This window comes from Mesorhizobium sp. M0894, from assembly GCF_040319725.1.
Lineage (GTDB): Bacteria > Pseudomonadota > Alphaproteobacteria > Rhizobiales > Rhizobiaceae > Mesorhizobium.
In genome coordinates, this window is the sequence record NZ_JAMYOG010000006.1 from 1 (window position 1) to 13,445 (window position 13,445).

Consider the following 13,445-nt stretch of genomic DNA (forward strand, 5'->3'; position numbering starts at 1 on the left):
AGACGTCAAATCCCCCGCAAACAAGCGAACAACCGCCGCAACCCCGCCGCCGCAAGCTTTTGCTCATGACTGCGCAACAGGTCCCTTGTGGGAGAAGGGGCGCCCGCAACGCTGGCGCTCTCTCCTCACGACGATCCGAAGCACGGGTTGAGACCCGCAGCTCAACCTCTTAAGGGTGGGGCAGCAGAAATCTCGAACGGAATGGTCTCTCATGCCGACAGTCGCCCCGCTCGATCTCGAAGGCCACTGCCTCGCCGCCGTGTTCCTTGGCGACGTGCCGCATTTCGCGCTGGCCGACGGCACAATCCATCGGCTCGACCATGGGCACAAGACGGTGCAGGCCAATGACGGGCTGCTCGCCGCCTTTCACGATGGCGCAAACGACCGGCTGATCACCGGCGGTGAGGACGGCAAGATCTTTGCCGTGACCGCAGGCGGCAATACTGCGGAATTGGCGACCGCAGGCAAAAAATGGATCACCAGCGTGGCCGCCGGGCCGCAAGGCGCTGTTGCCTATGCTTCGGGCAAAATTGCCTATGTGCGTTTTGCTGACGGCAAGACCAGGGAATTCTCGCATCCGCGCTCGGTCGAGGGGCTGGCCTTCTCGCCCAAGGGCATGCGCTTCGGCGTTGCCCGCTACAATGGCGCGACGCTGCATTTCCCGGCCGCCGACGGCAAGCCGGTCGAGCTCGAATGGGCCGGCGCCCACACCGGCATCACGTTTTCGCCGGACGGCGGCTTCGTCGTCACCACAATGCAGGAAAACGCGCTGCATGGCTGGAAACTCGCCGACGGCAAGCACATGCGGATGTCCGGCTATCCCGGCAAGGTCAAAAGCCTGTCGTGGAGCGCCAAGGGCAAATGGCTGGCGAGTTCCGGCGCGCCGGCGGCGATCGTCTGGCCGTTTTCGGGCAAGGATGGGCCGATGGGCAAGGCGCCGCTGGAACTCGGCACGCGCGGCAGTGCGATGGTCACCTCCGTCGCCTGCCATCCGAGCCAAGATGTAGTGGCGGTAGGGTATGATGACGGCATGGTGATGGCGGTGCGCTTCGCCGACGCCAGGGAAGTGCTGCTGCGCCGGCCAGGCAAGGGCGCCATCACATCGATGATGTGGGACAAGGAAGAGCGCCGCGTCGCGTTCGGCAGCGCCGCCGGCGATTGCGGCGTCATCGACATTTCCGCCTAGCCCGTTAGTCGGCTCCGCAAGATACTTTGCCGGTCAATTCAGCCGGCTTGCCATCCTTTTCGGCATCGTCCGTTACATCATAGATTGAGAGCAAATAGCGGCCGTCATAGACGCCTTCGTCGCTGGCCTTGGTCAGGATCGCCAGTTCGACATAGTCGTAGGCGTTTTCGACCTGCCGTTCGCGATAGACGAGCAGCCGCAATTCCTTGTTGTCGAGCCAATATTGCGTGAGGTTCTGATCCTCGAACACAGTCTTGCGCAGACTGTCGCCGACTGGCCTGCCCAGAATTTCGAGCTCGCCGCGAAAATTGAAGGTCGGCCCGCCCATGCCTCTGGTGACCCCGGCATCGACCTCAAATTTGACGGCTGCATCCTCGGCGGAACACCAGATGCCGCCGGATACCAAAGCCGCACCAACCGACGACAGCAGCGTTGCCGCGCAGATGATCGCCCGCACCATCGTGTCCCCTCCAGCCGAAGTGCCATTGGCGCCCGAAGGCGGCTCGCGGTCAAGCGCCTGTTCCATTCAAATGACCGCTGACCCAACACAGGGCAGCCGCCCGCCAATTGCGGTGGCGGATGCCGATTGTCTAAAGTGCGGCGGAGAGGGCCGCCATGAACGTCATCGACCATTCAAAGACCTCCATCGGCGGCATCGGCCCGGCCCGGATTGCCGAGTTGCGCGAGACCGAGGCAGAAGCCTTCCGCCAGGCGCGGCCGAAATCGATGGCGAAAATCGGCAATGGCCTGCCCGGCTTCTTCGGCGGCGTGCCGATGCACTGGATGAACGACTGGCCGACGCCGTTCCCGATCCTCGTTGATAAGGCCAAAGGCACCACCATCAGAGATATCGACGGCAACCGGCTCGACGATTTCTGCCTCGGCGACACCGGCTCGATGTTCGGTCATTCGCCGCCGCCGGTCGCCCGCGCCATCCGCCGGCAGGCCGGACGCGGTCTGACCTACATGCTGCCTGCCGAGGACGCGCTCGCCATCGGCCCGCTGCTGCAACAGCGCTTCGGTCTGCCGTTGTGGCAGATCGCGACGACGGCAACCGACGCCAACCGCTTCGCGCTGCGGGTTGCCCGTGCCGTTACCGGCCGGGAGAAGATCCTGGTCTTCAACGGCTGCTATCATGGCTCGGTCGACGAGACGATGGTCCGGCTGGTCGACGGCAAAGCGGTGAACCGACCGGGACTGGCCGGCGAATTCCGCGACCTGACGCGGGCAACTGATATCGTCGAGTTCAACGATCTGCCGGCGCTTGAGGCCGCACTTCAGGGCAACGATGTCGCCTGCGTCATCGCCGAGCCGGTGCTGACCAATTCCTGCATGGTGCTGCCCGAAGCCGGCTTTCATGACGGCCTGCGGCGTCTCACCCGTGCGACCGGCACGCTGCTTCTAATCGACGAGACGCATACGATCTCGACCGGTCCCGGCGGCTATACAAGCAAATACGGGCTGGAGCCGGACCTGTTCGTGCTCGGCAAGCCGATTGCCGGCGGCATACCGGCGAGTGTGTGGGGCATGAGCGAAGGCGTTGCGGCGCGCTATGCCGCTTATATCAGCCGGAAAGAGCCCGGCTATTCCGGCATGGGGACAACGCTGTCGGCCAATCCGCTGCAATTCGCGGCGATGCGTGCCACGCTCGAAGACGTCATGACCGACGAGAACTACAGCCATATGGACCATCTGGCGCGGCGGCTCGACGCCGGGCTGACTGCCGTTATCGATCGCTATCGCCTGCCCTGGCATGTTGCTCGGGTCGGCGCCCGCGTCGAGTTCATCTGCGCGCCAGGCCCGCTGAGGAATGGCGGCGAAGCCGAGAGGGCGCATGCGCCGGAGCTCGAAGCGGCGATGCATGTCGCGCTGGTCAATCGCGGCGTGCTGATCGCACCGTTCCACAATATGATGCTGATCTCGCCGGCAACTCGCGCCGCCCAGGTGAACCGGCTGATCACCGCCTTCGGCGCGGTTGCGGCAAAGCTTACGGCATGAGACAAGCTGGCAGCATGAAACAAGCGCCCAAGCAAAGTTTGAACCTGGTCACGGCATCCCCTTCGGGCTCGACGCCCGCCGAGGCGCAGGCCTTTCTCGACGCCCATCCGGAGATCGAAGCGTTCGACATCGTGCTGACCGACGCCAATGGCGTGGGGCGCGGCAAGATCGTGCGCCGACATGAGTTGATGAGCATCTTCGAGGGCGGCCGGCACATGCCGATCTCGATCCTCGGCCTCGACATCACCGGCGAGGATGTTCACGAGACCGGGCTGATCTGGACGACCGGCGACGGCGACCTGCGGGCGTGGCCGATCCCCGGCACGCTGGTGCCGCTGTTCGGCACCCAGCCGCCGCGCGGCCAGGTGTTGATGGCGATGTACCATCTCGATGGCCAGCCGATGTCGTCCGACCCGCGGCTGGCGCTCGCCCGCCAGGTAGATATCCTCGCGGCCAAGGGCCTGCATCCGGCCGGCGCCTTCGAGCTCGAGTTCTTCCTGCTCGCCAATGAGCGCGATGCCGAAGGCAAGGTGCAGCCGGCGCATGCGGTGCTCGACGGCCGCCGCTCGGCCAAGACAGAGGTCTATTCCGTCGACCATCTGCACGGCATGGAGCCGCTGTTTTCCGACATCTATGCCGCGGCCAAGGTGCAAGGCATCCCGGCCGAGACGGTCATCTCGGAATATGCGCCCGGCCAGTACGAACTGACGCTCAATTACCGCAAGGACGTGATGCGGGCGGCCGACGATCTCGTCATGCTCAAGCGGCTGGTGCGGGCGCAGGCACGCCGTCATGGTGTCACCGCTTGCTTCATGGCCAAGCCGATCGAGAAGTATGCCGGCTCTGGCATGCATTTTCATGTCTCGCTGCTGGATGATGCCGGCAAGAACGTCTTTGCCGAAGCCGGCGGCGAAAGCTGGTCGCTGCCGCTGCTGCGCGGTCTCGGCGGACTGATCCAGACGATGGCGGAATCGATGCTGGTGTTCGCGCCGCACGCCAATTCATGGCGGCGCTTCGTATCGCAATCCTATGCGCCGGTGGCGCCGACCTGGGGCGTCAACAACCGTTCGGTGGCGCTGCGTGTGCCAGCCGGCGATGCCAAGAACCGCCGCATCGAGCACCGGCCATCGGGCGTCGACGCCAACCCTTATCTAGTCGCGGCAACGGTGCTGGCCGGCATCACTAGGGGTCTCGACGAAGGTCTTGACCCCGGCCCTGAAACCACCGGCAATGGCTACGAATCCGCCGTCACGCGCACGACGATGCCGGTCGACTGGCGTGCCGCGATCGAGGCGGCAAGGGCGTCGACCTTCCTCAAGGGCGCATTGGGCGAAGACCTGCACCGGACATTCGTGGCGATCAAGCAGTCGGAATATCTGCGCGTGGCGCGCACGGTCAGCGAACTGGATTATCACCTCTATCTGCACGAGGTTTAGGGCTTCACATCGTCGGCCATCTGCCGGTGAAGGCCCATGCGGAATAATTTCAGCGGAACCTTCGGCGGGCTTTGCTCATTGCGTGTCTGATTGCAGGAGCGAACAAGGCCGCCTTAGTCATGATCGCCAGGATGCAGACAACCCCGACGCCGCACCATGCCAAGGTGCAGTCGAGAGGCTTGCCTGCAAGCAAGTCCCCGGACACGACAGAAATCGACGCCAGGACGATTCCTGAACTGCGCGAAACGGCCAAGATCTGCCGCCGCTGTCCGCTATGGCGCGATGCCACGCAGACCGTGTTCGGTGAGGGTCCTGATAAAGCCAAGGTGATCTTCGTCGGCGAACAGCCGGGCGACCAGGAGGACCTGGCGGGCAAGCCTTTCGTCGGTCCGGCCGGGAAGGTGTTCGACGCGATCCTGGATGATGCCGGCGTCGATCGGCTGAAAGTCTACGTCACCAACGCGGTTAAGCATTTCAAGTTCGAGCCGCGCGGCAAGCGGCGCATCCACTCCAAGCCGAATGCCGGCGAGGTGCAGGCTTGCCGCTGGTGGCTGGACAAAGAGATCGATCTGATCAAGCCCAACCTGGCGGTGGCACTCGGCGCCACTGCAGCGCAGGCGCTGCTCGGCAAGGTGGTGCCGATCATGAAGATGCGCGGGGCGGTAGTGGAGCGCGACGATGGCTTGCGTGTCTTCGTCACCATCCACCCGTCCTTCATTCTGCGCATTCGCGAGCCGGCGGACAAGCGGGCCGAACGCGAGCGGTTCCTGCAGGATATGAGAGCGGTGAAAAGGCTGATGGCGGCCTGAGCTATTTGATCAATATCGCCCGGAGATCGTTGATGTTTGTGCCGGTCGGACCGGGTACGAAAAGGTCATCTACGGCATTGAATGCCGTCCAGGCGTTGTTGCCGGCAAGCATGGCCTTGGCATCGACGCCCGCCGCGCGCATCCGCGAAACTGTCGAGCCGTCGGCGAAGGCGCCGGCATTGTCTTCCGAACCGTCAATGCCGTCGGTGTCGGCGGCCAGTGCGTGCACGCCCGCCATGCCGGTGATGCCGATGGCGAAGGCGAGCAGGAATTCCGAGTTACGGCCGCCTTTGCCTTTCGCGCGCAGGGTCACCGTCGTCTCGCCGCCCGACAGGATCAGCACCGGCTTTGCAAATGGCCGGCTGCGCGTCGCCACCTCGCGCGCGATTGCGGCGTGGATGCCACCGACCTCGCGTGCCTCGCCCTCGATGGAATCGGAGAGAATGACGGCCTGAATACCTCGGCGCTTCGCTTCGGCCGCTGCTGCTTCCAGCGAGACGCCGGCCGAAGCGATCAGATGCACCTCGTTGCGGATAAAACGCGGATCGTCCGGACGTGGCGCATCGGCCGCCGGCGACTTGATATGCGCCATGACCGAAGCCGGCAGCTTCATGCCATAGGCAGCGATCGACGCCAGTGCGTCCTCACGGCTGCCTATGTCCGGCACGGTCGGACCAGAAGCGACCAGAGCCGGATTGTCGCCCGGAATGTCTGATACCACCAGCGAGACCACCTTGGCCGGATATGCGGCGGCCGCCAGCCTGCCGCCCTTGATGGTGGAAAGGTGCTTACGGATCGTGTTCATCGCGGTGATCGGCGCACCGGAGGCGAGCAGCGCCTCGTTGACGGCGATCTCATCGGCCAGCGTCAGACCTTCGGCGGGTGACGGCAGCAGCGCCGAGCCGCCGCCGGAAATGAGCGCCACGACAAGGTCGTCCGCAGTCAGTCCCTGGACTTTTTCGAGCAGCCGCCGCGAAGCTTCCAGCCCGGCGGCATCCGGCACCGGATGCGCCGCCTCGATGATCTCGATGCGCCGGCAGACCGCGCCATAGCCGTAGCGGGTGACGACCAGCCCTTCGATCGGCCCGTCCCACGCTTCCTCGAAAGCAGCCGCCATCTGCGCCGAGCCTTTTCCTGCACCGATGACGATCGTGCGGCCCTTCGGCCTTGCCGGCAAATGATTCTTGATCGTCCTCTGGGGATCGGCGGCGGCAACGGCGGCGTTGAAGATGGATATAAGGAAGGATTTCGGGTCGAGAATGGTCATACTGAGCTGCCACCGACGTTCTGCGAACTTCTGCGGCGTCTGCGCTGCCCCTCACCCTTACCCTCTCCCCGTCTAGAGACGGGGAGAGGGGGTCGCCACCCATCTATCAACTGGACACGCCAGCGTTGGAGCGCTTCCCTTCTCCCCGTCGCTACACGGGGAGAAGGTGCCGGCAGGCGGATGAGGGGCGGCGCCAACGTCACGATGTTGCTTCCGGCGGCAGGACCAACTCCTGGCTATCGACGCCCAAGTAGCTACACAGCGCATCGACGACCACGCCATGGTCCTCACGCTCCGGCAGGCCCGAGACGGCGATCACGCCGATGACACCGGCGCCCTTGACAGTGATGGGAAAGCCGCCGCCGGCCAGCACGTAGTCGACAATGTCCAGCCCCTCGCCAGGCTTGAAGCTGCGGTCGGGGCGCTGCTGCTCTAGCACCATGCGGTAGGTGCTTTTCAGGAATCGCCGCACGACGTTGATCTTGCGCCGCGCCCAGTCCGGATTGGAAGCGTTCGAGCCGGGCATTGCCGCATAGAACAGCGGCCGATCGAAGGTTCTGATATCGATGATGATCGGCAGGTTCTCGGTCAAAGCCCGGTCGCGGATCGCCGAGCCGATCTCGAAAGCGACAGCCTCGTCGAAGGCGGAGAAAACAAGCGCGGCTTCCCGTTTCTTGATCAGAGCGATGTCGTCCGCAACGGCCATGTCGTTCCCCTGTCAATCTCGCCGCACGCTTTGGCCGATGGCTGCCGTTCGGTCAAGCCGGGACGCCGGGACCAGCTAGGTCGCCATGTCCGCCTTAGCTGCCCGACCGGCGACATAGACCTCGTGCACGGCGCGGTCGTCGCCGAGCGTCTGCAGCAGAAACAATTCCTCGGCGAGCGTGTCCGCCGTCTCCACCCGCAGCCGCATCGCCGGCGTGGCGCGGGCGTCGAGCACGACGATATCGGCGTCGCTGCCTTCCTCCAGAGTGCCGATCTTTTCCACAAGCGACAGCGCCTCAGCATTGCCGCGGGTCAGTTGCCAGAATGACTGAAACGGATTGAGCTTCTCGCCATTCAGCGCGATCACCTTGTAGCCCTCGTCCATGGTGCGCAGCATCGAATAGTTGGTGCCACCGCCGACATCGGTGGCGGCGGCGATGCGGAGCGGCTTCTCGCGGCGGCGATAGCGCTGATAATCGAACAGGCCCGAGCCGAGAAACAGGTTGGAGGTCGGGCAGAACACCGCCACCGAGCCGCTATCGGAAAGCGCATCCGCCTCGCGTTCCGACAGATGGATGCAATGGCCGAACAGGCTTCTGCGCCCGAGCAGCCCGTAATGCTCATAAACATCGGTATAGTCGCGCGCCTGCGGATGAAGCTGCTGCGTGAAGGCGATCTCGGCGTGGTTTTCCGACAGATGCGTCTGCATATGCAATTGCGGATATTCGCGGCAGAGCGCGCCCGCCGTTTCCAATTGCTCGGGTGACGAGGTGATGGCGAAGCGCGGGGTGATGGCATAGTGCTGGCGCCCCTTGCCGTGCCACTCCTCGATCAGCGCCTTGCTGTCGTCATAACCCGATTGCGGCGTGTCGAGCACGCCGTCCGGCGCGTTGCGGTCCATCATCACCTTGCCGGCGATGTTGAGCATGTTGCGGTCATGCGACTCGGCAAAGAACGCCTCGGCCGATTCCTTGTGTACCGAGCAATAGGCGGCGACAGTCGTCGTGCCATGACGCAATACTTCATCCAGGAACAGCCTGGCGATACGGCGGCCATGCTGAGCGTTCCCGAATTTTGTCTCTTCCGGAAAAGTGTAGGTGTTCAGCCAGTCGAGCAGCTCGGCGCCGAAGGAAGCGATGACCTGCATCTGCGGAAAATGCGCGTGCGCATCGATGAACCCGGGCAGCAGCAGATGCGGCCGATGGTCGACCTTTCTTGTTCCCTCGCCCGCCTTTTTCTCGACCTCGGCATAGGCGCCGGCGGCAATGATCCTACCATCGCGGAGCAGCAGGCCGCCATCTTGCTCGTAGCGCCAGGCGGAATGGTCGTCGACGGTTTCGGGCCAGCGCAAAAACGACAGCGTGCGGCCGCGCAGGAGCGTGCTGGTCATTTCCTTGCGCCTTCGAACCATGCCACCAGCAGCGCCCGTTCCTTGTCGGTGATCTGGGTGATGTTGGCGGGCGGCATGGCGTGGCTGCGGCCGGCCTGCAGGTAGATCTCGCCGGCGTGCTCGGCGATGCCGGCATCGGTGTCGAGCATCACGCCCTTCGGCGCGTGGTAGATGCCCTCGTAGGACGGCTCCGCGGCGTGGCACATCGAACAGCGGCCAAGCACCGTATCGCGCACGGCAGGGAAATGCGCCGAGGCAACGTAGACCTGGGCCGCCGCCGACGCCTTCGCCTCGCCGGTCAGCAACTTCGGCACCGTCGACAGCCAGATGATGACCAAGAACAGCACGGCCGCCGCCAGCCAGGTCCAGGTCGGATTGCCTTTGCGGGCATGCCTGGTGTTGAAATAGTGCCGGATCAGCACGCCGATGATGAACACCAGCGAGGCGATGACCCAGTTGAACTCTGTCCCGAACGCCAGCGGATAATGGTTCGACAGCATCAGGAACAAAACGGGCAGCGTCAGGTAGTTGTTGTGCAGCGAGCGCTGCTTGGCGATCTTGCCGTATTTCGGATCGGGCTTACGGCCGGCGATCAGGTCGGCGACGACGATCTTCTGGTTGGGGATGATGACCATGAAGACGTTGGCCGACATGATCGTCGCGGTGATGGCGCCAAGATGCAGGAACGCGGCGCGGCCGGTGAACAGGTGGGTCAGTCCCCAGGCCATGAATACCAGCACCCCATACAGCACCAGCATCAGGCCGGTGTCGCTGTTGCCGAGCGGCGAACGGCACAGGAGATCGTAGACCACCCAGCCGACGCCGATCGTCGCCAGCGACAGCAAGATGCCTGTAGGCACCGACATGGCAAGCACATTCGGATCGATCAGGAACAGGTCCGCCCCGGCATAATAGACCACGCACAGCATCGCGAAGCCTGACAGCCAGGTGGCGTAGGATTCCCACTTGAACCAGGTCAGGTGCTCGGGCATTTCGGCCGGTGCCACCAGATATTTCTGCACGTGGTAGAAGCCGCCGCCATGCACCTGCCATTCCTCGCCGAAAGCGCCTGCAGGCATGCCCGGGCGTTGGCGCAGGCCGAGGTCGAGCGCGACGAAATAAAAGGACGAGCCGATCCAGGCGATGCCGGTGACGACGTGCAGCCAGCGCACGGCGAAACTCAGCCAATCCCAGAATATCGCGAAATCCATCATGAAAAATCGTCCCTGCCGATCGACTGACTTTACGGACTGGAGCGCAAACGGAAAGGGCTGAGGTGCACGATGACTTTCAAAAAAAATTGGAAAATACTAGGCTGATCATACGCAGCCACATGAGAGCCCCGAAAGCCGCATGGCCTATCTCGATAACATCGCCGTTTTTGTTCGCGTCGTCGAACTCGGCAATTTGTCGGCGGCTGGGCGCGACATGCGCATTTCGCCGGCGGTCGCTTCCAACCGGATCAAGGAGCTCGAGAAGCATCTCGGTGTCAGGCTGTTCAACCGCACGACGCGGCAGTTGATGCCGACCGAGCACGGCACGGTGTTCTATTCCGGCGCCAAGCAGGTGCTCGAGGCGGTCACCGAGGCCGAAGCTGCGGTCAGCGCGTTATCCGGCCAGCCGCGCGGCACCATAAAGGTGACAGCGCCGCTCGGCCTCGGGCGGAGACTGGTGGCATCCGGCATCCCGGATTTCCACGACAGATACCCAGATATCGAGGTGCGGCTCCGGCTTTCCGACCACAATGTCGATATCATGAAGGAAGGCATCGACGTTGCGTTCCGGCTGGGCATCATCGAGGATTCCAGCCTCAGGATGCGCGGCATCATGGACTGCGAGCGAGTGCTGGTGGCGGCTCCGCAATATCTGGAGGCGCGCGGCGAGCCGAGCGAGCCGAGCGAGTTGATCGGCAAGAAGCACGATTGCCTGATGCTGCGCTATTCCGGCGCGCGCGAATATGTCTGGACCCTGCAGACGCGGAACGGGCCGCAAAAGTTCGAAGTGCACGGCCCCTACGATACCGATGACGGCGACGTGCTGACCGGCTGGGCGCTGTCCGGCCGCGGCATCATCAACAAGCCGCGCTTCGAGGTCGAGCCGTTTATCCGCGACCAGCGGCTGAAGGTGATCCTGAGCAAAACGCCGCCGACGCCGGTGCAATTCGCCGCCGTCTACCCGCATAAGAAGCTGCAGGATCCGAAGGTGCGGCTGCTGCTCGACTTCATGGCCGAGCGCTGCCAGCGGCTGATCAGGGATATTCTGGCCGGCAAATGATCGCCGGCTGGCCGGTTGCTTTCCGTCCAGCCGGCGAAGATATTTCTTATGGAATCTCACTCACCAGGGAAGACCGATGGCCAGCGGCGCCACAATGCATCTAGCCGTTTCACTAGCTCCGGAAACTGCTCCCTCCTCTCCGTCCGACGTCGTTCCGGATTTCAGTCTGCTGACGCGGTCCGTGCAAAAAGCCGAAGCGGCCGGCCTGGATATGGTGTTGCTCGCCGATTCCGCGCCGGTTGCAGGCGGACCGAACCGGCAAATGCGCTTCGAAGCAACGACCTTGCTGGCAGCGCTGGCGACGGTGACAAGCAGGATCGGTCTCATCGCCGCGGCGTCAATGGTCGCCCACCAGCCCTATAATCTCGCGCGCCGTTTCGCTTCGCTCGACATTATCAGCCATGGCCGCGCCGGCTGGAACGCCAGCATGATGCCCGACCCGCGCGAGGCGGCCAATTTCAGCCGACCGGAAGGGTTTTCCGGCGACGCATTCCGCCTGCGCGCCGAGGAATTCGTCGGCATCGTGCAAGGCTTGTGGAAAGGCTGGGACGCAGACGCGCTTCTGTTCGACAAAAGTGGCGGCCGCTTCTTCGATCCCGAGAAGATGCACCTTCTCGACCACAGGGGCGAATATTTTTCTGTGCGCGGGCCGCTCAACGTGGCGCGGTCGCCGCAGGACACGCCGGTGCTGGTCATGTCCGGCCTGTCCGAGCCCGACATGGATATCGCCGCCCGCACCGCCGATGTTGTCCTGCTAGACCAGCGATCGATCGACTGGGCTGACGATCTGAAGCGCCGTGCGCTTGCCTTCGGGCGCAGGCCGGAGGGGCTGAAGGTGCTGATGAATGTTGTCACGGATGGCGAGATGGCCGCCATGCCGGATTTGTTTGCGGATAGGCTCGAAGAGTGCTTTCGCTCGAAAGCCTGCGACGGTTTCAACATCGCCGTGCCGCTCACGTCGGCGCTCGACGATTTCATCGGTCTCGTGCTGCCGGAGCTTCGCCGCCGCGGCCTTGTCCGGTCCGGCTACAGCGCGGCGACACTGCGGGCCCATCTCGGGCTTGCAGGGGAGGATCGGCAATGAGCGCCGGTCGAGGCCAGATGAAGCTCGGCGCCTTCCTATGGGCGACAGGCCACCACATCGCCGCCTGGCGCCATCCGCAGGCGCATGTCACGGCTGGCATCGACATCGATCATTACATCCAGCTGGCGCGGACGGCGGAAGCGGCGAAGTTCGACATGATCTTCTGCGAGGACGCCGCCGGTGTGCGCGAGGCCAATGTCGACATCGCCAGCCAAACGTCGCGCTCGATTGGCTTCGAGCCGATCAGCCTGCTTGCGGCGCTCGCGGTGCAGACGGAGCGCATCGGCCTCGTCTCCACGGCATCGACGAGTTACAACGAGCCTTACGGGCTGGCGCGGACCTTCCTGTCGCTCGACCATCTGAGCGGCGGGCGTGCCGGCTGGAACCTTGTCACTTCGGCCAGCCAGATCGAGGCCGCCAATTTCGGCTCGACCGGTCTGCGCCCGCATGCGGACCGTTACGGGCGGGCGCGCGAATTCGCTGCCGTGGTTGCCGGCCTTTGGCGAGGCCAGGGTGGACACGAAGGCAGAAGTTTTTCGGTGCGTGACCCGCTCGATCTGCCGCGCTCGCCACAAGGTGCACCGGTCATGGTGCAAGCGGGAGCGTCGGACGAGGGTCGTGACCTCGCCGCCCGGACCGCCGACGTGGTCTTTACGGCGGCGCAGACATTCGAGGAAGCGAAGGCCTTCTACGACGACCTCAAGGGACGGCTGGCTGCCTATAGGCGCAAGCCGGACGACCTCAAGATCATGCCTGGGGTGGCGCCGGTCGTCGCGGCAAGCGAAGCGGAAGCCCGGGCAAAACATGATGAACTGCAGGAGCTGATACCGGACGATGTCGGCGTTGCGCTGCTTTCCAGCTATCTCAGCATATCCGATCTCTCGCGCTATCCCATCGACGGACCGCTGCCGCAGCTGCCGGCCAGCGAAGGCATGCAGAGCCGGCAGGCGCTCGTCATCGAGCAATCGCGCCGCGACAACCTGTCCATTCGCCAGCTTGCCCGTCATTTCGCCGGCGCGCGCGGCCATTGGCGCGTCGTCGGAACTCCGGCCCAGATCGCCGACCAGCTCGCAGCACGCTTCGAGGGCGGCGCGGCAGACGGTTTCAACGTGATGCCATCCTATTTTCCCGGCGAACTCGATGCCTTTGCCACGCTTGTCGTGCCGGAGCTGCAGCGGCGCGGTCTGTTCCGTACGGATTATGACGGCAGCACGCTGCGCGACCATCTGGGCTTGAAAAGGCCGGCGTAAACGAAGAGCGGAACGAAAGTCGGAGATCGCCGTTTTGGGATGCTGT

Annotated in this window: 12 protein-coding genes; 7 read left to right on the forward strand and 5 right to left on the reverse strand. The window is 63.9% G+C overall.

Annotation, left to right across the window (positions count from 1 at the left end; all coding sequences use genetic code 11):
- Positions 1-211: 211 nt before the first annotated feature.
- Complete coding sequence (locus NKH91_RS13360; RefSeq protein WP_352847780.1) at positions 212-1,186, forward strand: WD40 repeat domain-containing protein; 975 nt, start codon at positions 212-214, stop codon at positions 1,184-1,186.
- Between the two features lie 4 nt (positions 1,187-1,190).
- On the opposite strand, the gene NKH91_RS13365 is transcribed toward NKH91_RS13360, so the two are convergent.
- Positions 1,191-1,712: a hypothetical protein gene (locus NKH91_RS13365; RefSeq protein WP_352640555.1), complete on the reverse strand. Its 522-nt coding sequence runs from the start codon at positions 1,710-1,712 to the stop codon at positions 1,191-1,193.
- An 89-nt stretch (positions 1,713-1,801) separates the two neighbouring features.
- On the opposite strand from NKH91_RS13365, the gene NKH91_RS13370 reads away from it, so the two are divergent.
- The 3 genes from NKH91_RS13370 to NKH91_RS13380 all read left to right on the forward strand — a co-directional run bounded on the left by NKH91_RS13370 (position 1,802) and on the right by NKH91_RS13380 (position 5,429).
- Positions 1,802-3,184, forward strand: coding sequence for an aspartate aminotransferase family protein (locus tag NKH91_RS13370; RefSeq protein ID WP_352847778.1), 1,383 nt, complete (start codon positions 1,802-1,804; stop codon positions 3,182-3,184).
- Positions 3,185-3,198: 14 nt separating this feature from the next.
- A complete protein-coding gene (locus NKH91_RS13375; protein ID WP_352547943.1) occupies positions 3,199-4,620 on the forward strand; it encodes a glutamine synthetase family protein in 1,422 nt (473 codons plus the stop codon).
- 86 nt (positions 4,621-4,706) lie between these two features.
- Positions 4,707-5,429 (forward strand): UdgX family uracil-DNA binding protein, encoded by a 723-nt coding sequence (locus NKH91_RS13380; RefSeq protein ID WP_280940411.1) that lies wholly within the window; start codon positions 4,707-4,709, stop codon positions 5,427-5,429.
- Position 5,430: 1 nt separating this feature from the next.
- Here the strand turns inward: NKH91_RS13380 and NKH91_RS13385 are convergent, their stop codons facing one another.
- The 4 genes from NKH91_RS13385 to NKH91_RS13400 form a co-directional block, all read right to left on the reverse strand.
- Entirely contained in the window at positions 5,431-6,696 is a 1,266-nt protein-coding gene (locus NKH91_RS13385) for a glycerate kinase type-2 family protein (RefSeq protein ID WP_352789371.1), read from the reverse strand.
- A gap of 199 nt (positions 6,697-6,895) precedes the next feature.
- Positions 6,896-7,402, reverse strand: coding sequence for a heme-degrading domain-containing protein (locus NKH91_RS13390; RefSeq protein ID WP_352885425.1), 507 nt, complete (start codon positions 7,400-7,402; stop codon positions 6,896-6,898).
- Between the two features lie 75 nt (positions 7,403-7,477).
- Positions 7,478-8,791, reverse strand: a complete 1,314-nt coding sequence (gene guaD / locus NKH91_RS13395) for a guanine deaminase (RefSeq protein ID WP_023718071.1) — start codon at positions 8,789-8,791, stop codon at positions 7,478-7,480.
- Complete coding sequence (locus NKH91_RS13400) at positions 8,788-10,005, reverse strand: urate hydroxylase PuuD (RefSeq protein WP_352847775.1); 1,218 nt, start codon at positions 10,003-10,005, stop codon at positions 8,788-8,790. The genes guaD and NKH91_RS13400 overlap by 4 nt, the downstream gene beginning before the upstream one ends.
- Positions 10,006-10,144: 139 nt before the next feature.
- Between NKH91_RS13400 and NKH91_RS13405 the strand changes: the two genes are divergently transcribed.
- The 3 genes from NKH91_RS13405 (at position 10,145) to NKH91_RS13415 (ending at position 13,399) form a co-directional block, all read left to right on the forward strand.
- Positions 10,145-11,065, forward strand: a complete 921-nt coding sequence (locus tag NKH91_RS13405) for a LysR family transcriptional regulator (RefSeq protein WP_023718073.1) — start codon at positions 10,145-10,147, stop codon at positions 11,063-11,065.
- Between the two features lie 76 nt (positions 11,066-11,141).
- Positions 11,142-12,149, forward strand: coding sequence for an LLM class flavin-dependent oxidoreductase (locus NKH91_RS13410; protein WP_352547946.1), 1,008 nt, complete (start codon positions 11,142-11,144; stop codon positions 12,147-12,149).
- The gene (locus NKH91_RS13415) at positions 12,146-13,399 is read left to right on the forward strand and encodes an LLM class flavin-dependent oxidoreductase (RefSeq protein WP_352847772.1); all 1,254 of its coding nucleotides are present in this window, start codon (positions 12,146-12,148) and stop codon (positions 13,397-13,399) included. Before NKH91_RS13410 ends, NKH91_RS13415 begins: the two co-directional genes overlap by 4 nt.
- The last annotated feature ends 46 nt before the right edge of the window (positions 13,400-13,445 follow it).

Excerpts from the sequence above, each read along its gene's own strand:
- NKH91_RS13360 (WP_352847780.1), top strand. The coding sequence starts at position 212 with ATGCCGACAGTCGCCCCGCTCGATCTCGAAGGCCACTGCCTCGCCGCC.
- NKH91_RS13365 (WP_352640555.1), bottom strand. The coding sequence starts at position 1,712 with ATGGAACAGGCGCTTGACCGCGAGCCGCCTTCGGGCGCCAATGGCACT.
- NKH91_RS13370 (WP_352847778.1), top strand. The coding sequence starts at position 1,802 with ATGAACGTCATCGACCATTCAAAGACCTCCATCGGCGGCATCGGCCCG.
- NKH91_RS13375 (WP_352547943.1), top strand. The coding sequence starts at position 3,199 with ATGAAACAAGCGCCCAAGCAAAGTTTGAACCTGGTCACGGCATCCCCT.
- NKH91_RS13385 (WP_352789371.1), bottom strand. The coding sequence starts at position 6,696 with ATGACCATTCTCGACCCGAAATCCTTCCTTATATCCATCTTCAACGCC.
- NKH91_RS13390 (WP_352885425.1), bottom strand. The coding sequence starts at position 7,402 with ATGGCCGTTGCGGACGACATCGCTCTGATCAAGAAACGGGAAGCCGCG.
- guaD (WP_023718071.1), bottom strand. The coding sequence starts at position 8,791 with ATGACCAGCACGCTCCTGCGCGGCCGCACGCTGTCGTTTTTGCGCTGG.
- NKH91_RS13400 (WP_352847775.1), bottom strand. The coding sequence starts at position 10,005 with ATGATGGATTTCGCGATATTCTGGGATTGGCTGAGTTTCGCCGTGCGC.
- NKH91_RS13405 (WP_023718073.1), top strand. The coding sequence starts at position 10,145 with ATGGCCTATCTCGATAACATCGCCGTTTTTGTTCGCGTCGTCGAACTC.
- NKH91_RS13410 (WP_352547946.1), top strand. The coding sequence starts at position 11,142 with ATGGCCAGCGGCGCCACAATGCATCTAGCCGTTTCACTAGCTCCGGAA.
- NKH91_RS13415 (WP_352847772.1), top strand. The coding sequence starts at position 12,146 with ATGAGCGCCGGTCGAGGCCAGATGAAGCTCGGCGCCTTCCTATGGGCG.